Here is a 23,991-nt window from a genome sequence, read left to right as displayed (position 1 = left end):
GGGACTGTTCGGTCCTGCCGAACAGTGTTCAGAAAACACGGTGTAGAGCAAATGCAACAACCTGCGACGCGTGCCGAAGGCGGATGGCGCCGGCGATCCACGGCCTGGCAGGGCCGCGGATCCGAACGGTCACGAACGACGCAAGGAGCCCACCGATGAGTGTCGGCACAGCCGCCACCGACTCCCTTCCCGCCCGAGCCTTTCGGGTCATTCCGGGCGGGGTGAACAGCGGTCAGCGCCGGATCCCGGGTCTGACCGAGCTGGTCGTCACCAAGACCGGCGGCGCGACCTTCACCGACGCCGAGGGTCGGGTCTTCACCGACTACCACTCCGCGTTCGGCCCGCCGCTGCTCGGCCACAACGACCCGGACGTGCAGCGCGCGGTGAACGAGGCGGCGAGCCGCCTGGACCTGACCGGCGTGGCCGTCACCGAGGGCGAGGTCACCCTCGCCGAGACCCTGGTCGACCTGGTGCCCTCGGTCGAGAAGGTGCTGCTCACCAGCACCGGCAGCGAGGCCACCTTCCACGCGCTGCGGGTCGCCCGCGCGGTCACCGGCCGCCGACTGATCGTCAAGTTCCAGGGCTGCTACCACGGTTGGCACGACTCGGTCAGCCTGAACGTGATCTCCTCGCCCGAGGCGGTCGGTGCGCACGACCCGATCTCCACCGGCATCCTGCCCGAGGTGCTCGAAGCCACCCTGGTCCTGCCGTTCAACGACCCGGCCGCGGTGCGCGCCGCGTTCGCCGAGCACGGCCGGGAGATCGCCGCGGTGATCCTGGAGCCGATCCCGCACAACGTCGGCTGCCTGCTGCCCGAGGCCGAGTTCCTCACCACGCTGCGCGAACAGTGCACCGCACACGGCTCGGTGCTGGTCTTCGACGAGGTGATCACCGGCTTCAGGCACGACCTCGGCGGCTACCAGAAGATCGCCGGCATCACACCCGACCTCACCACGTTCGGCAAGGCCATCGCCAACGGCGCCCCGGTCGGCGCGCTCGGCGGCCGGGCCGACCTGATGGACCAGTTCAGCACCCTCCCGGGCGCTCCCGCGTTCTTCGCCGGCACCTACAACGGCCACCCGTGGGTGGTCGCCGCCGCCCTGGAGACGCTGCGCAAGCTGCGCGAGGAACCGGTGCACGAGCACGTGTTCCGGCTCGGCGACCGGGTCCGCACCGGCCTGAGCGAGATGTACACCCGGCTGGGCGTCCCGGCGGTGGTCACCGGCTACGGCTCGGTGTTCGTCACCTACTTCATGTCCGGCGGTGTCCCGCGCACCTACGACGACCTGCTCGCCAACGACGCCGGTCTGTTCATCGGCTACCGCCGTCGACTCCTGGAGCACGGCGTGTTCGAGCTACCGCTCAACCTCAAGCGCAGTCACATCTCGTACGCGCACACCGACGCGGACGTCGACCACCTGATCGCCGCGACCGAACTGGCCGTGCAGGACGCGATCAAGGACGGCGGGATCGGCGAGTTGGCCGGCACGTCCACGATGGGCGGCGCGATCGAGGGGACGGTCCGCTGATGTTGGTCGTCGACCGCACCCGACCCACCGGCCCGGCCGGCCGGATCACCCACGTCGAGACGCTGCTCCTGGGCACCGCGTGGCGCGACTTCGGCTACGTCCGGGTCCACACCGACCAGGGCCTGTCCGGCGTCGGCGAGATCACCCACCCGTACCGGGTCGCCGAGACCGCCGCGCTGGCCCAGGCGTTGGCGAACCGGCATCTGATCGGCGCCGACCCGTTCGACACCGAGGAGTTGTGGCTTCGGCTCTACCAGGGCGACTTCCTGCGCGGTGGCGACATCGGCGGCATCGCGCTGTCCGGCTTCGACCAGGCCATGCACGACCTGATGGGCAAGGCGCTCGGCGTCCCGGTCTACCGCCTCACCGGCGGCGCCTGCCGGGACCGGGTCCGGGTCTACGCGAACGGCTGGTACAACGGCGAGCGCGAGCCCGACGTGTTCGCGGCCAAGGCCAAGGAGACCGTGGCCAAGGGCTACTCGGCGCTCAAGTTCGACCCGTTCGGGGCCGGTCTGCACGAGCTCTCCCGGGCCGAACTGCGGCAGTCCGTCGAGCTGGTCGGCGCGGTCCGCGAGGCGATCGGGCCGGACGTGGACCTGTTCATCGAGGGCCACGCCAGGTTCGCGATGACCACCGCCTCGGCGCTGCTGCGCGCCTTGGAGCCGTTCGACATCGGCTGGTTGGAGGAGCCGATGCCGTGGACGCACATCGAGCGCTACGCGGAACTGCGCGCCCGCGCGCCGTTCCCGATCTCCGGCGGCGAGCACTTCCACAACCGCTACGAGTACAAGCAGTTGTTCGCCACCAACGCGGTGGACATCATCCAGCCGGACCTGTCCATGGCCGGTGGCCTCACCGAGGTGCGCAAGCTGGCCGCGATCGCCGACACGCACGGCATCATGGTCGCCCCGCACAACTCCAACTCGCCGCTGTGCACCACGGTTTCCGTGCACGCCTCGCTCGGGATCACCAACTTCAAGATCCTGGAGACGTTCGACGGGCTGTTGGAGCCGTTCGTCTTCGACGCGGTGCGCGGCACGTTGCCGGTGACCGCCGACGGGCACGTGGAGATCCCGACCGCGCCGGGCTTCGGCGTCGAGTTGGACGACGACGTGTTCGCCGAGCACCCGCCCACCCACCGGTTCTGGAACATGTTCTCGGACGGCTGGGAGAAGAGGAACCGCACGTGAGCTCCCAGCGATCCGGCATCGTCGACGTGCACTCCCATCTGTTCCGCCAGTGTTGCGACTTCGACGACGCGTTCCGGGCCGAGTCGGCCCGCGCGCACGACGGCGAGGTCGACCTGACGGTGCGCTGGGCCGACTACGCGGCGTCCAGTCCGGCCGACACCCGGACCGTCGTGGTCGGCGGCAAGGCCCGGCGCAGCGGCCTGTGGGTCGAGGACAAGGCGGTCGCCGAATACGTGGCCGGCCAACCGGATCGCCTGATCGGCTATCTGTCGATCGACCCGACACAGCCCGGGTGGCAGGACGAACTGCGTTTCGGGCACCAGGAGTTGGGCCTGCGCGGGATCAAGCTGATGCCGATGTACGCGGGTTTCGACCCGGGTGATCCGCAGTACGACCCGCTGTTCGCCTACGCCGAGGCCAACGGACTGCCGATCCTGGTGCACACCGGGACCACGTTCGTCTCGGCCGCGCCGATCGCCTACGCGCAGCCCCGGTTGCTGGACCCGGTCGCGATCCGCCATCCCGAGTTGCGGATGGTGCTCGCGCATCTGGGCCACCCGTTCGAGGGCGAGTGCATCGCGGTGATCCGCAAGCACCCGCACCTGTACGCGGACGTCAGCGCGCTGCACTACCGCCCGTTCCAGCTCTGGCACAGCCTGCGGCTGGCCCAGGACTACGGCGTGCTGCACAAGCTGCTGTTCGGCAGCGACTACCCGTTCACCACGGTGGACGCGTCGGTGGCGGGCCTGCGTGCGGTGGCCGCCGTACCCGGGATTCCCGGGTTGCCGCCGCTGGATCGGGACGCGATCGAAGAGCTGATCTTCCGCGACGCGTTGCCCCTGCTGGGGTTGTCGTGACCGGCACTGCGGCGCCCGGCGGGCCGGGCCTGCCGCCGGCCGGTGGGCCCGGCGCGAACTTCGCGCTGACCGATCGCACGGCCCTGGTCACCGGCGCCGCCGGCGGCCTGGGCCGGGCGTTCGCGGTCGCCCTGGCCGCGGCGGGCGCCGACGTCGTGCTCACCGATCGGCCGGGCGTGGATCTCACCGAGACGAGCGCCCTGGTCGAGGCCACCGGTCGAACCGCCCGGATCCGGCCGTTCGACCTGGCCGACACGGCCGCCTTGGCCGGCTACGTGGACGAGTTGCGGGCCGACGTCGGGCCGCTGCACATCCTGGTCAACAACGCGGGCACGGCCGCCCTGGAGCGGTTCAACGAGGTCACCGTGGCGAGTTGGCGCCGGGTGCTCGCGGTCAACCTGGACGCGGTCTTCTTCCTGTCCCAGCGGGTCGCCGAGCACATGATCGCGGACCGCGTGCCGGGCCGGATCATCGCGGTGACCTCGAAGAACGCCCACGTGGCCGAGGCCGGTCTGGCCCACTACAACGCCTCCAAGGCGGGAGTGGACCTGCTGGTGCAGAGCCTGGCGGTGGAACTGGCCCCGCACGGCATCACCGTCAACGCGGTGGCCCCGGGGATGGTCGTCACCCCCATCGACGGCGAATTCCCGCTCGATCGCGAGCCGTTCGAGGCCGCCTACCGCGAACGCATCCCGCTGGGCCGGTACGCCGACCCGGACGAGTGCGCGGGCGCCGTGGTCTTCCTCGCCTCGCCCGCCGCGTCCTATGTGACCGGCACCCGGATCGTCGTGGACGGCGGGGTGCTCGCCGATCAGTTGCCCCGGATGCGCTACATGCCGCCGTATCGCAACTCGCTCTGATTCACCGGGGCGTGCGGGTCGCTCTCCTGTGCGAGCGACCCGCGCGCCCCGAATACCCCCTTCGTGCACGGATCGAGAAAGTGAGCGGGACCCCCATGTCCTCACTCGGTTCTTCCCCTTCGTCGTCCCGCCGCCGGTTGTTGGCCGCGGGTGGCTTGGGCGGGCTGCTGCTCGCCGGCACGGCGGCCGCGGGCACGGCCTCGGCCTCCCCCGACGACGATCGCGACGGCGGGCGCCGCGAACTCTCGGTCGGCGTACCGACGATCGCCGCGCTGCTGGACCTGGAAACCCGCCGGCTGCCCGCCGACACGATGGTCCTGGTGGCCGGCTACCACGCGGCCGGTGACGGCGGCGGCATGGTGGTGCGCTGGGACCCGCGCTCGAAGCTGCCCGCCAACGGCGGCACCGTGCACGCGCTCGGTTCCTCCCGGCGCGAGGGTCGGTGGATCCAGGTGCACGACGGGGTGATGGACTTCCGCCGGTTCGGCATCCTGGACGACAAGGTCCCCGCCGACGCGGCCCTGGACGCGATGGTCGGCGACCCCTACATCCACCGGATCGAAGCCCACAGCGACCTGCTCTTCGTCAAGCGGCACACCTTCGGCCGCTCCCGGATCGTCCTCGACTTCGGCGGACACACCGTCCGCACCACCGGCATCGAGAAGAACACCCACGACAACCCCTTCGGCGCCGTCCTGTACTTCAAGGGCACCGTCACCAAGTCGGTGGTGAAGTATCCGCTGGCCGAGACCGTCATCGAACTCACCGACGCCTTCCCGGTCCCGGACTCGGGCGCGTTCAAGGTCGGCGAGTGGTGGACCGTCGAGATCGACCCGATCGCCGGCGGCGGCATCTACGAGCGCGAGTTGCAGAAGCTGGTCGAGATCACCCAGATCGTCGACGGCAAACACATCCGGGTGGACTACCTCAACGGCTGGGAACTGGCCGCCGGGCGCGGCATCACCTGGACCCGGGTCGAACCGGTCCGACGCGCGGACGTACGCAACATGGTGTTCCTCGGCGCCGGCCCGAACGACGACGAGTACACCGGCTCGCATCCGATCGCCTACGAGTACGCGGTGCGCTGCGACGTGAGCGGGATCGAGGCCACCGGGTCGTTCTGGCCGGTGATCATGCGCCGTTGGTGCACCCACTTCCATACCGCGCGCTCGTCGCTGAAGAATCCGCCGACGGTGATGTACGGCGGCGCGGGCTACCTGACCCAGCAGATCTACTGCCTGTACGGCCGGGTCGAGGACTGCGTGTCGAGCAACGCCCGGCACCTGAACGACCTGACCGCGTCCGCCTACTGTCACGTGGTCAACTGCCACGGGGACGGCGACGACCAGGGCGGCAATCCGTTCACCACGCACGGCCAGTACGAGCACGACCTGCTCTTCGAGGGCAACTCGGGGCTGATGGACATCGCCAACTCCGGTGCCCTGTGGGGTACTTCGGCCAAACGCATCACCGTGCGCGACCACTCTTGCTCGTGGTTCGTCGCGGGTACGAAGATCACCGACCTGACCCTGGAGAACGTCCGGGTGATCCCCCGACCGACGTTCGACCCGGGCGGCACGCTCCAGGTGAACGCGGACGGCGTACACCTGCGCGGCTGTGTGGCGCGCACGTTCGCGATCGGGCAACGTTCGGCCCGCTCCACCCGGCCGAACGTGATCGAGGGGTGCACGTTCGACCTGCCCGCGAAGCAGGTGCTGGTACAGACCCCGGTGAGCAACACCGTGCACTTTCGGGACTGCACCCTCACGGGTGTGGACGGCGCGATCCTGCGCGGTTCGGGCGAGGTCGACTTCGACGGATGCACGATCGTCGGAGCCGGGCCCGCGGCCGCGCCGTTGGAGGTCGGCTCGGCCGTGTTGCGGCTGACCGCGAGCACGCTGACCGACACCGGCGTGCTGCTGTCCGCGGTGCGCGACCAGAGTGTGCACGTGAGTGCGGGCACCCGGCTGAGCGGCGGCAACGGCGCCGGTGCGCTGCTGTCCCGGGGTGCCGGAACGGGCGTCGTGCGCTGGCAGTTGCACGACGCGGCCTCGACCACCGACGGTGCGCACGCCCGACTGGATGCCGGGGTCAACCACTGGGTGGCCACCGGAACCCGGTTCACCGGCGGCCGGTTGGAGCTGCGCCCGCAGGCGTTCGCCGGCGTGTCGTCGATGTTGCACACCACGTGCGTCGAGGACGGTGTGGCCCGGACCGCGCTGCCCGCCGACGGGGCACGCGTGCTCACCACCGGGAACCTGGCGCTCTGAGATGCGACTGCGCACCACCACCCCGGCCGACGACCTCGCGCTGCACGCCCTGTGGGCGGTGGCCTTCCCGGACGCGCCCGACCTGCCGGCCCTGCACGCGCAGGACCCGGGTCGGCATCCGCGCACCCTGGTCGCGGCCGACGAGGACGGGATCCAGGCCGTGCTGCACTGGCAGCCCCGGCCGATCCGCGACGCGACGGGCGGGGTGGAGGTGGTCGGTTGTGTGGGCAGCGTGGCCAGTGCGCCCCGGGCCCGCGGCCGGGGGTTGATCCGCCGGCTGCTGGTGACGGCGATCGACGACATGACCCGGTACGGCTGCGCGTGGTCGCTGATGTTCAGCGGCACGCCGGGGGTGTACACCGGGTCCGGGTGGGAGGCGTTCCCGGCGCCCCACCTGCGCGGCGTGGCCGGTCCCGAGGCCGCGTGGGGCGACCTTCGGGTGCGGCCGGCGCAGCCCGCCGACCTGCCCCGGATGGCCTTGGCGCACGCGGCCGCGAACGCGAACCGGCCGCTGACCACGGTGCGTTCGCCGGCGGATTGGGCGCACCGGTTCGGCCACTGGTACGCCGCGCCCGCCCGGGTGTTGACCACCGAGGACGGCGATTACGCGGTGATCCGCCCGGACCTGGGCGAGGTGGTCGAGGTGGCCTGCGGCCCGGGCCGCCCGTACGCACTGCCCGCGCTGTTGCGCGAGGCGCTGTGCGAACTCGGCGGTCCGGGCACGGTGGTGACGTTGCGGGTGCCGATCGACGCGGCGCTGACCCGGGCGATCGGCCCACTGTTGACCGAGGTCAGCACCGGCCACACCACGTTCGGCCTGGCCCGGCCGATCCAGAGCGACCGGGCGCGGGTACGCGCGACGGTCGACGCTCCCGGCGCGATCCACTGGCTGGGGGACTCGTTCTGATGTCCCGTCGGGACGACCACGAACCGCCCGGCTCGGCGAGGAATCACCCCGTGCCGCCGAGCCGGGCACCGATCCTGGTCGGTGGCGAACGCACGGTGGTGTGCGAGGCCGATCCGGACTCCGGTGCACTCGCCGAGACCGGGCCGGCGCTCGCGGTGCGCACCGCCTACGCGGCCCGGCATCCGCGTCTGGACCTGGTCTACGGCGTGGACGAGGCACTCGACGGCTCGATCACCGTGATCGAGCCGAGCCGGCACCCGCGATTGCGACAGCGGACCTCGTCGCGCGGCGCGATCCCGTGTCATCTCGCGGTCTGCCCGGACGGCGGGCACCTGGTCACCGCCAACTACGGCAGCGGCGACCTGATCGTGCACCGTCTCGACGAGCACGGCTCGCTCGCCGGCGTGAGCGAGCAGGTCGCGCTGCCGGGACCGGGTTCGCGGGCACACCCGGAGCGGCAATCGGCGGCGCACCCGCACCAGATCGTGTTCGAGGACCAGGGCACGCTCACCGTGGTCGACCTCGGCGGCGACGTGCTGCTCACCTACCACCTGAGCGCGGGCCGACTGCGGCTGCGCTCGACCCACCGCGTCCCGACCGGCACCGGCCCGCGGCACCTGAGCGGCCGTTGGCTGCTCGGCGAACTCGATCCGGCGATCCTGGCGCTGCCCGACCTGACCCGCCATCCGCTGGCCGCGCCGGGCCTGCCCTCGGCCATCGTCACCTCCCCCGACGGCGCGCACGTGTACGCGGCCAACCGCGGCCCCGGCACCATCACCACCCTGGCCACGGCCGCCCCGCACACCATGTCCGACCTCCCCGCCGGCGGCGCCGACCCGCAGGACCTGGCCTTCGTCGGCGACGTCCTGTACGCCGCCCTGCCCGACGCGAACGCGGTCGGCGCGTTCCGCCGCACGCCCGGCACCGGCCTGCTGCGCCCGCTCGGCATGGCCCTGCACCTCCCCGACCCACGCTGCCTGTTGCCGATCCGCCGGCTGTCGGCGCGGGCGGCCGGACCCGGGCCCGACCGGGTCGGGCCGAGCGCGGGAGTTCGCTCAGCCGAGTGAAGCCGTCCTTGGCGAATCCGGACCGCACGCCGCCGCGGAACACCTCCGGGACCGCGCTCGGCAGCGCCGCGTCCACGCCCGAATCACGCGTGGTGTGCACGACGTGTTCGATGCTCGCCACCGCCATCGCCAGGTTGTCCACGTCGCCGTCGTGCTCGTCCGCGTCCAGCCGCGGCGCGTAGAAGGCGAGGAAACCCGGCACCGACCCGGCCGCAGCGTGCGGCAGGAAGTCCGCGGCCCACGCCGGGAGGCGCCGAGTCGGCCGCCCGGGTCTCCCGGAGCGAGCAACCGCTGCTGCCGGCCGGGGTGCACCGGACCCGGCCGATCGACACCTGGGAGCGCACCGCTGCGACGGCCGGCCGAGCGGGGTGCGGGTCAGCGCCCCTCGCCCGCCCGCACCACGCCGTTCTCGTACGCGAACACCGCCGCCTGGGTGCGATCGCGCAGGTTCAGCTTGGCCAGCAGCCGGCTCACGTGCGTCTTGACGGTCTGCTCGCTGACCACCAACCGCGCGGCGATCTCCGCGTTGGACAACCCCTGGGCGATCAGCGAGAGCACCTCGGTCTCCCGCTCGGTGAGTTGCTCGACCCGCCCGCGCGGCCCGCCGGTGGGTGGGCCGAGCCGGGCGAACTCGGCGATCAGCCGGCGGGTCACGGTGGGCGCGAGCAGCGCCTCGCCGGCGGCCACCACCCGCACCGCGTGCGCGAGTTGCAGCGCCGAGGCGTCCTTGAGCAGGAAGCCGCTCGCGCCCGCGCGCAGCGCCTCGTAGACGTACTCGTCCAGGTCGAACGTGGTCAGCACCAGGACGCGGGTCGTGCCGCTCGGATCGGCGGTGATCTCGCGGGTCGCGGCCAGCCCGTCCAGGACCGGCATCCGCACGTCCATCAGCACCACGTCCGGGCGCAGCGCGGCGACCTGCTCGACCGCGTCGCGCCCGTGCACCGCCTCGCCGACCACGTCGATCCCGGGCTGCGCGCCGAGCAGGACGGAGAAGCCCTCGCGCACCATCATCTGGTCGTCGGCGATCAGTACCCGGATGGCCATCGATGTCACTGCTCCTCGGTCGGCAGGAAGACGTCCACGTGATAGCCCCCGTCGGGAGTATGCCCGGCTTCGAGGGTGCCGCCGATCATCGCCGCCCGTTCGCGCATGCCCAGCACGCCGTGTCCGGAGCCCTCCCGCGCGGGCGGCCCGGGAAGTGGCGGGGGCTCGTTGTGCACGCGCAGGGCGATCCCGGTCGGTCCGTACCCGACCTCGACCCGCACCCGGGCGCCGGGCGCGTGGCGCAGTGCGTTGCTCAGTGCCTCCTGGCCGATCCGGTAGGCGGACAGGTCGACGCCCTGCGGCAACGGGCGCGGGGTGCCGAGCACGACGCACTCCACCGTCATGCCGGCCGCGCGCACGTTCTCGAGCAGGTCGGGCAGCCGGTCCAGGGTGGGCAGCGGGGCCGGCCGGGGCGGCTCGCCCGGCTCGGTTTCGGCCTCCTGTTCGGTGCGCAACAGGCCCAGTACACGCCGGAGTTCGGTAAGCGCGTCGACCGCGTTGGCGCGGATCGTGACGAAGCTTTGGAGCAGTTCGGGTGGTGGGTCGTCGACCCGATACCGGGCCGCCTCGGCCTGGATCGCGATCACCGACATGTGATGCGCGACCACGTCGTGCAACTCGCGGGCGATCCGCGCGCGTTCCTCCAGAAGCGCACTGCGCTCGCGCTCGGTGGCGGTCAGCTCCGATTGCACGGCGAGTTGGCGGCGCGCGTCGCTGCGGCCCCGGAAGGCGACCACGACCACCATCACGATCGCGGTGATCACCGCGACCGCCGGCATCGTGCCCCAGTGCGAAGGGTCGTGCTGCGCGTTGCGGACCAGCACCAGACCGAGCAACGCGGTGATCATCCACGTCTCCACGATGATGCGCAGCCGGGCATGGAAGGCCACATAGGCCATCACCACGACCTGCGCGAAGACACCCACGGCCGTCCACGGCCACTGGATGTGGTCATGCCCGTTCGACTCACCGGCGAGGGCGCACGCCACGGTCGCGCCGAGCGACATCCACCACGCGACGAGTGGCCGTTGCGGCGCGAGCAGGATCGGCGCACCCGCGGCCAGGCCCAGCGCGAAGGCCAAGCCGCCGGACACCCCGGGGTAACCCGCCAGGACTGCACCCTGAATGCCCACGGTGAGCACGACCGCCACGTAGAGCAGGCCGCGCGCGATCCCCACGCTGCCGAACGGGGCCGGCGGGCGCTCGGTGCGGACCCGAACGTCGAACAGGTCCTCGCGCAGCGCGGTCAGCCCTCGGTTCATCCGACCGACCCGGGCCGCACCGCCGCCGGGCTCGTCGATCCGCCCGGCATCAACCGCTCGCTTCGCTCTGCCCGCCTCGACACTCACCCGCAGCACGCTACGAGGCACGACCGGTCCACGGCATCCCCGCCCCGGGGGATCCCGGGCGTCACTCTCAGGAGCTACGCCGGGAGTCCCCGGGGCCGCGTCCGCCCGCCTCCCAACGATGGAACACCGCCCACAACCCGAGCAGCACCCCCGCGAACACCGGCATCCACCCGATCCGGGCCACGATCCAGGGCAGGTCGACCGGCGCCGTGCCCAGACCGGGCAGCCCGCCCAGCGCGATGCCGAGCCAGGTCACCGCGAGCATCGCGCTCTGGTGCCACAGGAACACCGTCATCGCGGAGAGGTTGACCAGCGCGACCACCGCCCAGGTCCGCGGCCGCCGGCCCAGCGCCCGCCGCAGCGGGGCTCGCACCAGCAGCGCGAGTCCGCACTGGGCGAGGCCGAAGGCGACCGCGGCGAGCGTGGGCGGGTTCAGGTTGGAGATCGACTCGCCCGGGACGCCCACCATGCTCACCGGATAGCCGCCGTAGCGGATCAGCCCGGCGCAGGCGAGCCCGCCGACCACCGCCGGCGAACCGCCGAGTCGCTCGATCCGGGCCCGGTGCGGCCCCGCCCAGAGCACCCCGAGGCTGTACGGGACGAGCCAACCGGCGAGCACGTTGACCCAGCCGACCACCGCCGGTCCGTCGGCGGCGAAGCGGGTCAGGTCCACCACCAGGACCGTGCCGACGGCAAGTACCGGTGCGGCCCGGCCGAGGCGGACCACGAGCGGGGTGAGCGCGGTCAGGCCGGCGTAGACGAGCACGAACCACAGCGGCGACACCACGAGTCTGCCGACCGTGTGCAGGGTGTCCCCGGCCACGAAGTCGGCGAGCACCGCCATCACCGCGGTCCACGCCACGAGCAGCGCGGCGATCGGCCGGCCGAGCCGGATCATCCGCCGCCGGGCCCACCGGCGGTAGCCGTCCGCGCGTGCCCACGACCGGGCGGCCACGTACCCGCCGACCAGGAAGAACACCGCGAGCGGCTGGAGCAGCCAGGTGAGCGGCGCGTAGTCGGGCAGGTGGCGCAGCGGGCTGTCGGTCTGCCAGTGGTCGGCGCCCGCGGACACGCCCGTGACGATCCAGTGGCCGAACACGACGCCCAGGATGGCGATCGCCCGCAGGCCGTCCACCTCGCGTTCGCGGTCCGCCGGTGTCGCCTTCTCGATCCGTCGCACCAGGACGCCGGGTTCACGCATGGGTCACCTCCGTGGCGCGGCCGCGCGCGATCAGCGCGAGGTTGTGCAGGGCCGGCCCACCGGGCCGCAAGTAGTCGGAGTGGCCACCGCCGCCGGCCGCGAACTCGCGGGCACCGAAGCCGCCTCCGGTCGGGTCGGCGCCGAAGCCGACGGTGGTGTCGAAGAACGGGATGCGCACGTTGGGCACCAGGTCGATCCAGTCCGAACCGCCCCGCCCGGCCCAGACCCGGGCGCCGGTGCCCAGGTCGTCCCGCTCGTCCACGCCCAGGCCGGGACTGCCGAACACGGCCAGGTCGGCGACGTCGATCCGGGAGACCGCCCGCCCGCACACCACCGAGCCGTACGAGTGGCACAGCAGCGACACTCCGGCGGCGGGCGCCACCGCGTACAACCCGGCGACGAAGCGCCGCAGTTCGCGCGCCCCGTCGTCGGCCCGGCCGGTGGTCAGTACGTCGAGGCTGATCGTGCGCGGCGGCGAGTAGCCCAGCCAGGCGATCACCGCGACCCGCGCGTTCGGCTCCTGGGCGCGGATCTCGTCGTACAGCGCGCGGGCGCCGCCGGCCGGCGTGGAGTACGGCTTGTTCCCGCGCGTGTCGAAGTGGTCCAGGTCGCTGTCGCTGCCCGGCACCACGATCGCGATCCGGTCCGCGCCGGCCAGGTCGCCGATTACCTCGACCGCGCGGACCCGCCCTGCGCGGCCGTCGAAGGCCAGGAAGCTCCGGGCCGGGTCGGCCATCCGCGCGAGGTGGTCCGCACGTGCGGTGTGCCCGGTGTCCCGGGCCAGACCGGCCGCCTCCGCGATGGCCCGCTGGTTGGCCGCGTAGCGCTCGCCCAGGGTCGCCGCGGACATCGCGGGCAGCGTCGGCGGGTTCGGCGCCGCGGCCTCCGCGACACCGACGCCGGGTCCGGCCGGCGTCCCGGCCACCAGCGCCGCGACCAGAGCCATTCGCAGCCGACCACCCATGTCCCGCTCCCGTCCTCGAAGTACCGGACACGAAGCTAGGAATCGGCGGCGGTAGCCTGCGTCGCACCAGGGAGTGGACCTCGGGAGTAGCTCTCCGGGACTACCCGGGTCGGTCGGCGGCCGCGAACACGGACGAACCACCGAAGCCGTGCCCGCCCGCGACAACCGGCGCCGCCGGCCGGGCGCGGGGAACATCGGGTCGAGTCTCAGGTACCACCCCGCCTCTCCTCCGCTGGGGTGACGCGCGCCGGCCCAGGCCGGCTACCGTGGAATCCGTGACTTTTCGCCCCGTCGAGTCGATCCGCCGCCCGTTCCCGTCCTGGTCCGCGGCCCGCCGCTCGTTCGCCTTCGACGTCACACTCGCCGTCTCGATCGGGCTGCTCACCTCGGGGCTCAACTTCGCCCAGCACCTGCGGGATGGCGGCGACTTCACCGACACCGGCGCGCAGATCTCGTTCCTGGTCGAGCTGACCTCCGGACTGGTGCTGATCATCCGGCGCCGGCATCCGGTGTTGTGCGCGTGGATCGCGGCGCTCACGCTGTTGCAGGAACAGGCCCTGGGCGGTTGCTTCGCGGCCTACGCCGTCGCGGTGTACGTGCAGGATCGGCGCAGGATGTGGCTGACCATCGGGGTGCTGTGCGTGGCCACCTGGCACCCGTGGGACTGGCGGGATCTGGGCAACGGCACCGCGAACATGCTCGTGATCCTCACCCCCGCGTGCTACGGCCTGTACATCGCCTCCCGCCGCCGACTCTTCGCCGCGCTCGGCGAGCGCGCCGAACGTGCGGAACGGGAGCAGGAGTTGCGCGCCGAGCAGGCACGCGAGGAGGAACGCAACCGGCTGGCCGGGGACATGCACGACATCGTCACGCACCGGGTCAGCCTGATGGTCCTCCAGGCCGGCGCGATGCGCTTGCGGGCGCCCGACGACGCGACCCGTACGGCGGCCGAGGACCTGCGCTCCACCGGCTGCCAGGCGCTGGCCGAACTGCGGGACCTGGTGGCGGTGTTGCGCACCGCCGAGGAGCGCACCGCGGGCGCGCCGGTGGAACCCGCGGTGCTCGACCTGTCCGCGCTGGTCGACGAGTCGCTCGCGGCGGGCGTGGACGTGCGCCTGGACGTGCGGGGCACCGTGCGACCCGCCTCGCCGGTGGTGGTGCGCACCGCGTATCGGGTGGTCCAGGAGTCGCTGACCAACGTGCACAAACACGCCCCCGGCGCCTTCGTTCGCATCCTGCTCCGGTACGGCCCCGCCGAGTTGCGGATCACCGTCACCAATACCGCGGCCACCGGTCCGCGCGAGATCGAACTGGGCTCCGGCGGCACCGGCTTGGTCGGGCTGGCGCGCCGGATCGAGTTGACCGGTGGCAGCTTCGGCGCGGGCCCGCGTCCGGACGGCGGTTTCGCCTTGGACGCGCGGCTGCCGCTGGCGCCGACCGAATCGGCCGAGCCGACGGATCCGCCGGCACCGACCCCGGCCGCGCCGGGGCGGTCGACCCGGGAGCCGGGAGCCGCGCCGAGCGCGGTCGACCGGCCGACTCGATCACGCGCGTTGCGGGCCGCCGGCCGAGCAGGGCGTACCGGCGGGCAACGCGCGCAATCGGAACCGGAATCGCCACCGGGAGTACTCACCGGGTCACACCCAGAAATCGGTTGATACCCGGCTGATCCGTCCGGGCCGGATTCCGCATCCTCGACACGTGTCACCGGCACTTGGGTGTTGACTTGACCGGCCCCCGGATGGACCCTCGGGCCAACCACCTCGCGAGCCGCCGGCGGCGGACGCCGACTCGGCAACGCACCGTCCAGGCACGCCGTCACGTCGTGGACCCGGGAACATCCACCGGTCCCGACGCTGCACTCGCATCGCGATCCACCGGCACCTCGGCACCGCAGCAGATCGATCGTCCGGAATCGGAACCTCCGCTTCCGAATGTCGAATTCCCCCGGGCTGCAGGCCCTCGGGACGCCCGGAAAGGCGACCTGATGCCACGACCGAACCCCATGAATCCGAACCGCGTGAACTCCAAGCACGGGCACTCGAACCACGTGCGTCCGGACCACCCCACCGACCCCCCGACCCACCCGTCGAGCCCCGCGTCCGGCGGGCCCTCGCGCCGCACGCTCCTGGGTGGCCTCGCCGGCGCCGCCGCACTCGCGGCGACCCAGTGGACGCCCGTCGGCCTGATCCCGGCGACCGAGGCGGGCGCCGCGCCCACCCCGCCCGACTTCCCGACCGGCATCACCCTGGGCGTGCAGCAGTACCGGAACTGGTCCGGCGAACTGCGCGCGGACGACGTCTGGACGGCGGTGCCCGCGCACCCCTCGGATGTGGTGATCCTGGCGAACTGGGCCCGGGCCAAGGGCTATCGGCTGCGCCCGCGCGGAATGAGCCACAACTGGTCGCCGATCCTGATCCCCGCCGGCGCGGACACCTCGCACACCCTGATGGTCGACACCACGCAACATCTGACCTCGCTGGTGGTCAACCCGGGATCGCCCACCACGGTGACCGTCGAGACCGGGTGCAGCGTCGAACGGCTGCTGACCGCACTGGAACAGGCCGGGCGGGGGCTGATCGCGACCACCGCGCCGGGCAAGCTGAGCGTGGGCGGTGTGCTGGCCATCGGCGCGCACGGCAGCGGGATCCCGACGCCGGGCGAGACGTTGCCGCAGGGCGGTACGTACGGCACGCTGAGCAACCTGGTGTTGTCGCTGACCGCGGTGGTGTGGAACCAGGCCGCCGGCGCGTACGTGCTCCGCACCTTCCAGCGCAACGACCCGGAGATCGGTCCGTTCCTGGTGCACCTGGGCCGTGCCTTCGTCACCGAGGTCACCCTGCAGACCAACGCGAACCAACGGCTGCGCTGCCAGAACTTCTACCACGACCAGATCGGCACACTGCTGGGCCCGGCCGGCGGCGGTGGCAAGAAACTCGCCGACTACATCCGCGATTCGGGTCGGGTCGAGGTGATCTGGTTCCCGTTCACCACCGTGCCCTGGCTCAAGGTGTGGAGCGTGGCGCCGAGCAAGCCGTGGGTCTCCACCCGGGTGGACAATCCGTATCCGTACACGTTCGCCAACTTCGTCACCGAGGACCAGGCGAAGTTCCTGGCCGACATCGCCACCGGCAACGTGGGCGCGACCGAGGTATTCACCAACGCCGAGATGGCGGTCGTGGGTTCGGGCCTGATCGTGACCTGGACCTGGGACATCTGGGGATGGTCGAAGAACACCCAGCTCTTCGTCGAGCCGACCACGCTGCGCATCCACGAGGGCGGCTGGGCGGTCTTGACGGCGCGGGCCAACGTGCAGCGGGTGCTCAACGAGTTCTTCGTCCGGTACACCGGCCTGTTGGGCGCGTACAAGGCCAACGGCCAGTATCCGTGCAACAGTCCGATCGAGCTTCGGGTGACCGGCATCGACCGGGCGAGCGAGGTGGTCACCGCGAACGCGGTCGAACCGACCCTGTCCGCCGCCCGGCCGCGCCCCGACCACCCCGAGTGGGACACCGTGGTCTGGCTGGACGTGGCGACCCTGCCCGGCACGCCCGCCAACCACGACTTCTACCAACAGATGGACGCCTGGATCTGGGGCAACTACACCGGCAACTACGCGTGTGTGCGGCCGGAGTGGTCCAAGGGCTGGGCGTACGGGGTCGACGGCGCGTGGACCGACACGGCCGCGGTGACCGGTCGGATCCCGAATTCCTTCCGCACCGGGCTGCCCACGACGAGCAACTTCGACGCGGCCCGGGCCACGTTCAACAAGTACGATCCGGGCCGGGTCTTCTCCAACACCTTCCTCGACCTCCTCCTGCCCTGACCCACCCGCCCGATCGTCACCCGCCGGCGTCGCCGCTCTCGTTCGCGTCGAGCCAGCCGTCGTCCAGTGCGCCGTTGTCGTCGTGGACGACGAACTCCCGTTCCACAAAAGCGATTTCGTATTCGCCCAGCGCGGCCACCAGGGCTGCCGTCGCCGCGGCGGCGGCCTCGTCGCCGACCCGGTGGCAGCGCTGGGTGACGAACCGCTCGGACCGTCCGTCCGCCCGCACACGGCGCGCGTTGTGCGACAGATGCGCGCCGTGCCCGACCACTGCGGCGGCAAGCGCGGCCGGGTCGACGTCCCCGGTCAACACGAGCTTGAGGTGATGCTCGAAGTACGACTCGGGCCCGAGCGCGCGCGCCGCCGCGTCCGTGCGCGGCACGCCGGGGTGCCACGGCGCCGCCTCGATCTTGATCCGGGTCACCGAATATCCGTCCCGGCGCAGCTCCGCGGCCAACGCGGCGGCCCGCTCGCGGGCTCGGGTCAGCGTCGTGGTCGCCCGCTCGGTCAGCATCGGCTGGGACACCGTGCGCCCGCGCGCGAGCACGATGTGGGTCAGGCCCACCCCGTAGCCGCCGGCCCGGCGGGCCAGCGTGTCCACATCGTCCGTACGCACCGTGACGTGCGTCTCGAACTCCCCGACCAGGTCGGCGGGGAAGGCCCGGGGCGGGTCGCCGATTCGGCGGGCCCGGCTGCTCTCGGTGGCTTCGGTCGACGCGTGCACCGCGCCATCCTGCCAGGTGGCGATCGCCGGCACCGGCAATTGCCGGGGCGGCGCGGGAGGGCCGCCGATCCCCCGGGACGGCGCCCCGAACCCGCGTACCGGACCGCGATCAGCTCTGTTCGGTGCGCAACAGCCGCAGGAACGCCTTGATCCCGGAGATCACTTCCCGGTTGTCGGTCAACTGGCTGATGGTGTCCTCGAATCGGCGCCCGAGCGCGTCGATCTTGCGGTCGGCCGCGTGGAATTGCTCGGTCGCCCGCTCGGCGTCCTGCCCGGTCGTGGTCTTGAGCAGCGCGACCGTTTCGATCAGCACGGTGGTCCGCTCGTCCAGCCCCTCGACCCTGCGCTCCAACGTGGTCACCCGGTCGATCAGCGCGAGCACGTCCTCGCGCGGGTGGGTCACCTCGCGCAACATGCTCCGCAGCCGCTGCCCCAGGTGCTCCAGGTATGCCTGGCCGGGTCGGAACAGGGTGCTGAGCAGGTAGAACCCGGCGAACCAATAGCCCACCACGCCACCGGAGATCCAGGTGATCAGCGCGATCACCGCCGCCGAGACGACATGCGCGCCGATCGCGCCCCACAACAACCGACGGGCGATCCGGCGTGCCTCGGGTTCACGCGCCTCGGGGACCGCGAGCCCGCGCTCCCGGCTGATCGCGATCTCCCGGATCAACCGCCGGGCCTGGAAGTGCAGGTTCCACGGCACGGTCAGCACCATGATCAACCAGAACAGGCACAACGCACCCGCGCCCAGCGACAACAGGTCGGCCAACGACGTGTCCTCGACGAAATACAGGACGATGCCCAACACCGTCGTCCCGACCAGCAGCAAAGCTCCCAAACCTTTGGCCGCACGCACCCGAACTCCACTCCCCCACCCGGCGATCCGGTCACCCCGACGGGCAACCTGCTCGGACTGTAGGGCAAGCCGATCGGCCCCGCCGCGCCGCGGGGACGTGCGGGTGCACCCGCACGCGGCAGCCCCCCGCGTGCGGCCGGGAGTCTAGTCGCGGTCCGGTATCCAGGACCCGTGGATGCCCGCCGGGACTCGGCGCGGGAGTTCGACCGTCGCGATCGGTGCGGCGGTGATGTCACGCGCATCCAGCACCAGCAACTCGGAGCCGTCCCGGGCCAGATCGCCGACCACGGTCAGCAGGTAGCCGTCGTCCTCGGCGGTACCGGCCGCGGCGGGTACGAACACCGCCTCGCCCGGCATGCGCCCCGGCCCCTGACCGGCGACCTGCCGCTCCCCGGTGCTCGCGTCGTACTTGACGATCGCATGCTCGTGCAGCCCCGCGCCGGGGAAGGCCAGCGCGTAGTCGAACCGGTGCGGTCGGCCGGTCCGGCGGGCGTCGATGGTCGGGAAGTCCACGACCAGCGAGTCGAGGTCCTCCTCGCCGGCCACGCCGGAGACCGGATCCAGCATCCACCGGTGCCGGATCGCGCCGGTCAGCGGCGTCTGCGGGTGCCCGGGCGCGCCCACCCACCACTTCCAACTGCTCTCCCAGGAGGAGCGATCGAAGCGCGGCCCCTCGACCACGATCCGCCCGCGCGCGTCCTCGTAGGCGTTGGCCACGTGCAACAACATGCCCGGCGCCACGTCGTACCAGGTCGCCGCGGCCGGCCCGGTCCTGGGCATCACACCGATCCGCGGCGCGTAGGAGTCGCTCCACCGGTACGGGATGCCGGAGTGTTCGGCCGGGTTGAACACCACCGGCAGGTCCAGCCAGACCACGTGCCGCTCGGTCAGGCCGAAGTCGTGCATGAGGCAGGGGCCGGCGCCGGGAATCACCTCGGCCCGGGTGATCGCGCCCGCGGCGGACGCGACGTAATAGGTCAGGAACGGCGGGAACGGCGAGTAGCCGAAGAAGTGCAACTCACCGGTGACGGGGTCCTCCTTCGGATGCGCGGTCATCGCGGTGGTCAACCGACCGGCGAAGTCGTACGGGCCGACCGTTTCCAACTCGCGGGTCACCTCGAACGGGACGTTGGCCTCCTGGAGCGCGAGCAACCGACCGCCGTGCTCGACGATGTGGGTGCCGGCGACGCTCGCGGTCCGGTCCACGCTGCCGTCCTCGCGTTGGAACGGCGCGCCGTCCAGGGCGGGCGTGCGCACCCAGCGGTTGCGGTACCACTCGGCACGCCCCTCCCGCAGCCGTATCCCGTGCAGCATGCCGCTGCCGCGAAACCAGTGGGTGGGCACATCCCCGGGTTTCGGGTTGTGTCCGTTCCGGAAGTATCGACCGTTCAACTCGGCCGGCAGCGTGCCCCGCACGGTGAGGTCGAACCCGCTGATCTCGTCGGCGACGGGCGCGAAGTGGCCGGCGAGGTAAGGCTTTTCGAGGTGCGGCGGCGTGCCGTTCATGCGCAGGGCTCTCCCTTCGGAGGGGACCGCCCGGATCCGGGCGGTCGCCCGATCATCGAGTTACGATCAGTCGCGCCAGTTATGCATACTGACACTCGCTATCGCTGATCGCAGGCTCGACGCAAGGGCACACCCGTGACCCCCGCCTCTCCGTCCGGCCCCCGGGCTCGCTTTCGCGAGCAGACGCGCACCGAGATCAAGGCGATCGCGCTGCGGCAGTTGGCCGAGGGTGGCACGGAGGCGGGGCCGGCCGGCGCGATGCTCGTGTGGACGCAACTGCACGGCGTGATCGGCCTGGAGGTGGCCGGTCGGTTCACAGGCATGGGCCACACCCCCGACACGCTGCTCGGCACCGCCCTGGACCTGCTCGCGGACAGTTTCGCCCCGGCCTGACCCCCGGCCGGACCGAACACGAACACGCGAAGGCGGGCCGGGACTTACCGTCCCCGGCCCGCCGACCATCCGTGTGCACGCCCTACCGCGCGCCCAACTCCTCGCCGAGCGCGCTCGCGAACGCCTCGATGTCGCCCTCGGTGGTGTCGAAGGACGTCATCCAGCGCACCTCACCGATCGACTCGTCCCACGTGTAGAACCGGAACCGCTTCTGCATGCGCTCGGTGACGTCCGGGGGCAGCACCGCGAAGACCGCGTTCGCCTGCGGCATGCGACTGAGCGTCACACCGTCCAGGTCGACCACCTTCTCCGCGAGCAACGTCGCCATCGCGTTCGCGTGCCGGGCGTTGCGCAGCCACAGGTCACCGGCGAGCAGCGCCTCGAACTGCACGGACACGAAGCGCATCTTCGAGGCCAGTTGCATCGCGGCCTTGCGCAGGTAGCCGACGCCGCGCGCCGCGTCGGGGTTGAGCACCACGACGGCCTCGCCGAACATCAGGCCGCTCTTGGTGCCGCCGAAGGACAACACGTCCACCCCGACGTCGGTGCTCAGCGCGCGCAGCGGCACATCCAGCGCTGCGGCCGCGTTGGCCAGGCGCGAGCCGTCCAGATGCGCGAGCATGCCGTGCTCGTGCGCGTGGGCGACCAAGGCGGCGATCTCGTCCGGCGTGTAGACGGTGCCCAGTTCGGTGCTCTCCGCGAAGGAGACCACCCGGGGCTGCGCCCGGTGCTGGTCGCCCCAGCCCCACGCGTGGGTGTCCACGAGTTCGGGGGTGAGCTTGCCGTCGGGGGTGTCCACGGTGAGCAGTTTCAGACCGGCCACCTTCTCCGGCGCACCGCACTCGTCCACGTGGATGTGCGCGGACGCCGCACAGATCACCGACTCCCAGCGGTCGGTCATCGACTGGAGACCGACCACGTTGGCGCCGGTGCCGTTGAACACCGGGAACACCTGCGCGCGTTCGCCGAAGTGCGCCCGGAAGACGTCGGTGAGGTGCTCGGTGTACACGTCCTCGCCGTACGAGATCTGGTGGCCACCGTTGGCCGCGCCGATCGCGGCCAACACCTCGGGGTGGATGCCCGCGTAGTTGTCGCTCGCGAAGCCGCGCGCGTCGGGGTCGTGACGCGGGGTCAGGGGACGTTCAGGCACAGTCTTTTCCCGTTCAGGTCGATTGCCGCGGTGGTCCACAGGCCGGCGATCTCGTCGGCCAGGTCGACCACGTCGGTGAAGCCGGCGAATTTTGCGTTGGGTCGAGCCTGCCGCATCGCGTCGTTCACGAGCGCCTTGACCACCAGGATGGTGGCCGCCGCGTCGCTCTCGGCGAACGCGTCGGCGAGCGCGAGCGTCCAGGTCTCCGCAGCCGCCTTGGCCGCCGCGTAGCCCGCGTTGCCCTGGGTCGGCCGGCCGGCCGCCGCCGCGGAGACCAACACGAAGCGCCCGTTCGCACTGCGGGCGAGCGCCTCGTGGAAGGCGAGGCTGGTGTGCTGCACGGTGCGCACGAGCAGGTCGTGCAGGAAGGCCCAGTCGTCGAGCGAGTTGTCGCCGAACTTCTTGCCCCCGCGCCACCCGCCGACCAGGTGCACGAGGCCGTCCACCCGACCGTGCTCGCGCTCGACGTCCGCCGCCCATCGGCGGGTGGCGGCCGCGTCCAGCAGATCCACCACCGCGCCGCGGGCCCCGGGCGCCGCGTCCACGCTGTCGCGCAACCGCTCGGCGTTCGCGTCCGCGCCGTACACGTGCGCACCGGCCCGCGTCAGCCGCGCGAGCACCGCGTGGCCGGCGGGCCCACCCGCGCCGGCGACCGCGATCACCGCACCGTCGAGACCGTTCATCGCACCCACTCCTCGTTCACCGTGTCGTTCGCCGCGCCGTTGGCCGTCACGACGCCTCGGCCGCCCGCTCGGTCGAATCCTGCGCGGGGCTGTCCGCGGTGATCCCCCGGGTCGAGGCGATCACCTCGCGCAGTCGCCGGTTGAGCGCCTCGTAGAACATGCTCAGCGGGAACTCGTCCGGCAACACCGCGTCCACGAGCGCCTTCGGCGGCCCGTCGATCGGCAGCGCGGCGGCTCCCTTGGCCCACACCGAACCGGGGTGCGGCTGCACGTACTCGGCGACCAGCGCGTAACCGGCCAGCCAGTGGCCGACCTTCGAGCGATCCACCCCCGCGCGGTAGAGCCGGTCCACCTCGTCGTAGAGCCCGAGCACCGCGTCGGTGATCCGATCCCAGTCCACGGTGAGCCGATTGTCCGCCCACTCGACCACACCCGCGCGATGCAGGTAGGCGAACAACAGTTGGCCGCCCAACCCGTCGTAGTTGCGCACCCGGCCGCCGGTGACCGGGAAGCGGAACAGCCGGTCGAAGATCACCGCGTACTGCACCGAACGAGCGGTCGACACGCCCTCCTCGGCCAGTCGCACCGCCTCGCGGAACGCGGTCAGGTCACACCGCAGCTCCTCCAGCGCGTACATCCAGAACGGCATCCGCTGCTTGATCATGAACGGGTCGAACGGCATCGGACCGCGCATGTGGCTGCGGTCGTGGATCAGGTCCCACAACACGAACGCGTCCTGGGCGAGTTGCTGGCTCTGCACCAACTCCGCCGCCTCCGGCGGAAGTTCCAGGCCGAGCGTGCGCGCCGCGGCGGCGCCGACCCGACGGAAGCGAGCCGCCTCGCGGTCGCAGAAGATGCCGCCCCAGGTGTACCGCGGCACCTCGCGCACGGCCACCGTCTCCGGGAAGAGCACCGCAGAGTCGGTGTCGTAGCCGTCGGTGAAGTCGACGAACGCGATCGGCACGAACATCGCGTTGTCGTAGCGCCCGGCCTCCAACTCGGCCAGCCACTGCGGCCACACCACCCGCAGCAGCACCGCCTCGACGTTGCGCTTCGGGTTGCCGTTCTGGGTGTTCATCGGGAACACGACGAGGTGCTCCAGCCCGTCCCGCCGGTCCCGCTCCGGGCGAAACGCGACGAGCGAGTCCAGGAAGTCGGGGCGGCCGAAACCGTCCGCCGACCAGCGCCGGAAGTCGGCCACGACGGCATCGAGGTACGCCTCGTCGTGCGGGAACAGCGGTGCGAGCCCGGTGATCGAGGAGGTGATGTCGGCCACCAGCGCCCGGGCGGACGCGTGCCCGGACGGCTCGATCGAACCGTCCTCGGCCTGCAACGGACGCAGGTCGGCGACGGACCGTTTGAGCACGGGCCACAGCGGGTGATCGACGGCGGTACGGACGGCTACGCGGGTCATGTTCGACATGGAACCCTCTCAGGAGAAAGCAGGAACCACGGTCAGGCGAACCTATGTCAAAAGATTTTAACGCCGCAAGGCCCTTCCAAACGCAATCTTATCGTCGTGGGTATGTTTTGCCCGAATAAGTTGAGATTGCCGGGCGACCCTGTTCGATCATCTCCCGGGCGCGGCGGCGGTGCATCCGGCGCCTCCGGA

At 71.8% G+C, this 23,991-nt stretch carries 20 protein-coding genes and 2 pseudogenes; 11 read left to right on the top strand and 11 right to left on the bottom strand.

What is annotated here, in order from left to right; translation table 11 throughout:
* Positions 1-155: 155 nt before the first annotated feature.
* The 7 genes from ACH4U8_RS25060 to ACH4U8_RS25030 all read left to right on the top strand — a co-directional run bounded on the left by ACH4U8_RS25060 (position 156) and on the right by ACH4U8_RS25030 (position 8,680).
* Positions 156-1,529 carry an aspartate aminotransferase family protein gene (locus ACH4U8_RS25060; RefSeq protein WP_379991863.1) on the top strand — a complete coding sequence of 458 codons (1,374 nt, stop codon included), beginning with the start codon at positions 156-158 and terminating at the stop codon, positions 1,527-1,529.
* Positions 1,529-2,719 carry a mandelate racemase/muconate lactonizing enzyme family protein gene (locus ACH4U8_RS25055; protein ID WP_395780299.1) on the top strand — a complete coding sequence of 397 codons (1,191 nt, stop codon included), beginning with the start codon at positions 1,529-1,531 and terminating at the stop codon, positions 2,717-2,719. The genes ACH4U8_RS25060 and ACH4U8_RS25055 overlap by 1 nt, the downstream gene beginning before the upstream one ends.
* Entirely contained in the window at positions 2,716-3,576 is an 861-nt protein-coding gene (locus ACH4U8_RS25050; protein WP_360324865.1) for an amidohydrolase family protein, read from the top strand. Before ACH4U8_RS25055 ends, ACH4U8_RS25050 begins: the two co-directional genes overlap by 4 nt.
* A gap of 29 nt (positions 3,577-3,605) precedes the next feature.
* Positions 3,606-4,436: an SDR family oxidoreductase gene (locus ACH4U8_RS25045; RefSeq protein ID WP_360324873.1), complete on the top strand. Its 831-nt coding sequence runs from the start codon at positions 3,606-3,608 to the stop codon at positions 4,434-4,436.
* A 356-nt stretch (positions 4,437-4,792) separates the two neighbouring features.
* Positions 4,793-6,706, top strand: coding sequence for a peptidase C14 (locus tag ACH4U8_RS25040; RefSeq protein WP_395780557.1), 1,914 nt, complete (start codon positions 4,793-4,795; stop codon positions 6,704-6,706).
* 1 nt (position 6,707) lies between these two features.
* Entirely contained in the window at positions 6,708-7,613 is a 906-nt protein-coding gene (locus tag ACH4U8_RS25035; RefSeq protein WP_395780297.1) for a GNAT family N-acetyltransferase, read from the top strand.
* Positions 7,613-8,680, top strand: a complete 1,068-nt coding sequence (locus ACH4U8_RS25030) for a lactonase family protein (protein ID WP_395780296.1) — start codon at positions 7,613-7,615, stop codon at positions 8,678-8,680. Before ACH4U8_RS25035 ends, ACH4U8_RS25030 begins: the two co-directional genes overlap by 1 nt.
* Before the next feature lie 37 nt (positions 8,681-8,717).
* Here the strand turns inward: ACH4U8_RS25030 and ACH4U8_RS25025 are convergent.
* From ACH4U8_RS25025 to ACH4U8_RS25005, 5 genes and pseudogenes are all read right to left on the bottom strand, one after another.
* Positions 8,718-8,882, bottom strand: a pseudogene (locus ACH4U8_RS25025) (NAD(P)-dependent oxidoreductase); the annotation flags it as partial.
* Positions 8,883-9,055: 173 nt separating this feature from the next.
* Positions 9,056-9,724: a response regulator transcription factor gene (locus tag ACH4U8_RS25020; RefSeq protein WP_360317501.1), complete on the bottom strand. Its 669-nt coding sequence runs from the start codon at positions 9,722-9,724 to the stop codon at positions 9,056-9,058.
* Between the two features lie 5 nt (positions 9,725-9,729).
* The gene (locus ACH4U8_RS25015; RefSeq protein WP_395780294.1) at positions 9,730-11,073 is read right to left on the bottom strand and encodes a histidine kinase; all 1,344 of its coding nucleotides are present in this window, start codon (positions 11,071-11,073) and stop codon (positions 9,730-9,732) included.
* A 67-nt stretch (positions 11,074-11,140) separates the two neighbouring features.
* Positions 11,141-12,274 (bottom strand): acyltransferase, encoded by a 1,134-nt coding sequence (locus ACH4U8_RS25010; RefSeq protein WP_395780292.1) that lies wholly within the window; start codon positions 12,272-12,274, stop codon positions 11,141-11,143.
* Positions 12,267-13,238 (bottom strand): alpha/beta hydrolase, encoded by a 972-nt coding sequence (locus ACH4U8_RS25005; RefSeq protein WP_395780290.1) that lies wholly within the window; start codon positions 13,236-13,238, stop codon positions 12,267-12,269. The genes ACH4U8_RS25010 and ACH4U8_RS25005 overlap by 8 nt, the downstream gene beginning before the upstream one ends.
* 275 nt (positions 13,239-13,513) lie before the next feature.
* Between ACH4U8_RS25005 and ACH4U8_RS25000 the strand changes: the two genes are divergently transcribed.
* Together ACH4U8_RS25000 and ACH4U8_RS24995 are read left to right on the top strand one after the other, a co-directional pair.
* A complete protein-coding gene (locus ACH4U8_RS25000) occupies positions 13,514-14,896 on the top strand; it encodes a sensor histidine kinase (RefSeq protein ID WP_395780288.1) in 1,383 nt (460 codons plus the stop codon).
* A gap of 362 nt (positions 14,897-15,258) precedes the next feature.
* A complete protein-coding gene (locus ACH4U8_RS24995; RefSeq protein WP_395780286.1) occupies positions 15,259-17,064 on the top strand; it encodes a cholesterol oxidase substrate-binding domain-containing protein in 1,806 nt (601 codons plus the stop codon).
* A gap of 16 nt (positions 17,065-17,080) precedes the next feature.
* Here ACH4U8_RS24995 and ACH4U8_RS24990 read toward each other — a convergent pair whose 3' ends face one another.
* The 3 genes from ACH4U8_RS24990 to ACH4U8_RS24980 form a co-directional block, all read right to left on the bottom strand.
* Positions 17,081-17,788, bottom strand: coding sequence for a hypothetical protein (locus ACH4U8_RS24990; protein WP_395780284.1), 708 nt, complete (start codon positions 17,786-17,788; stop codon positions 17,081-17,083).
* A 109-nt stretch (positions 17,789-17,897) separates the two neighbouring features.
* Positions 17,898-18,620, bottom strand: a complete 723-nt coding sequence (locus ACH4U8_RS24985; RefSeq protein ID WP_379991253.1) for a hypothetical protein — start codon at positions 18,618-18,620, stop codon at positions 17,898-17,900.
* Between the two features lie 171 nt (positions 18,621-18,791).
* Positions 18,792-20,153: a carotenoid oxygenase family protein gene (locus tag ACH4U8_RS24980; RefSeq protein WP_395780282.1), complete on the bottom strand. Its 1,362-nt coding sequence runs from the start codon at positions 20,151-20,153 to the stop codon at positions 18,792-18,794.
* 135 nt (positions 20,154-20,288) lie between these two features.
* Here ACH4U8_RS24980 and ACH4U8_RS24975 point away from each other — a divergent pair.
* Both ACH4U8_RS24975 and ACH4U8_RS24970 read left to right on the top strand, forming a co-directional pair.
* Positions 20,289-20,396 (top strand): annotated as a pseudogene (locus tag ACH4U8_RS24975) (TetR/AcrR family transcriptional regulator); the annotation flags it as partial.
* Between the two features lie 15 nt (positions 20,397-20,411).
* Positions 20,412-20,546 (top strand): hypothetical protein, encoded by a 135-nt coding sequence (locus ACH4U8_RS24970; protein ID WP_395780555.1) that lies wholly within the window; start codon positions 20,412-20,414, stop codon positions 20,544-20,546.
* Between the two features lie 82 nt (positions 20,547-20,628).
* Here ACH4U8_RS24970 and ACH4U8_RS24965 read toward each other — a convergent pair whose 3' ends face one another.
* Genes ACH4U8_RS24965 through ACH4U8_RS24955 form a run of 3 tightly spaced genes read right to left on the bottom strand, consistent with a single transcriptional unit; the run spans position 20,629 to position 23,802 of the window.
* The gene (locus ACH4U8_RS24965; protein ID WP_395780280.1) at positions 20,629-21,696 is read right to left on the bottom strand and encodes a threonine aldolase family protein; all 1,068 of its coding nucleotides are present in this window, start codon (positions 21,694-21,696) and stop codon (positions 20,629-20,631) included.
* Complete coding sequence (locus ACH4U8_RS24960) at positions 21,678-22,379, bottom strand: SDR family NAD(P)-dependent oxidoreductase (RefSeq protein WP_360317523.1); 702 nt, start codon at positions 22,377-22,379, stop codon at positions 21,678-21,680. Before ACH4U8_RS24960 ends, ACH4U8_RS24965 begins: the two co-directional genes overlap by 19 nt.
* Before the next feature lie 46 nt (positions 22,380-22,425).
* Positions 22,426-23,802, bottom strand: a complete 1,377-nt coding sequence (locus ACH4U8_RS24955; RefSeq protein WP_395780278.1) for a DUF6421 family protein — start codon at positions 23,800-23,802, stop codon at positions 22,426-22,428.
* Positions 23,803-23,991 lie beyond the last annotated feature (189 nt).

The sequence above is a fragment of the Embleya sp. NPDC020886 genome, assembly GCF_044333915.1.
Lineage (GTDB): Bacteria > Actinomycetota > Actinomycetes > Streptomycetales > Streptomycetaceae > Embleya.
The sequence above is the reverse complement of the archived record's forward strand: the minus strand, read 5'-3'. Positions and strand labels throughout refer to the sequence as shown.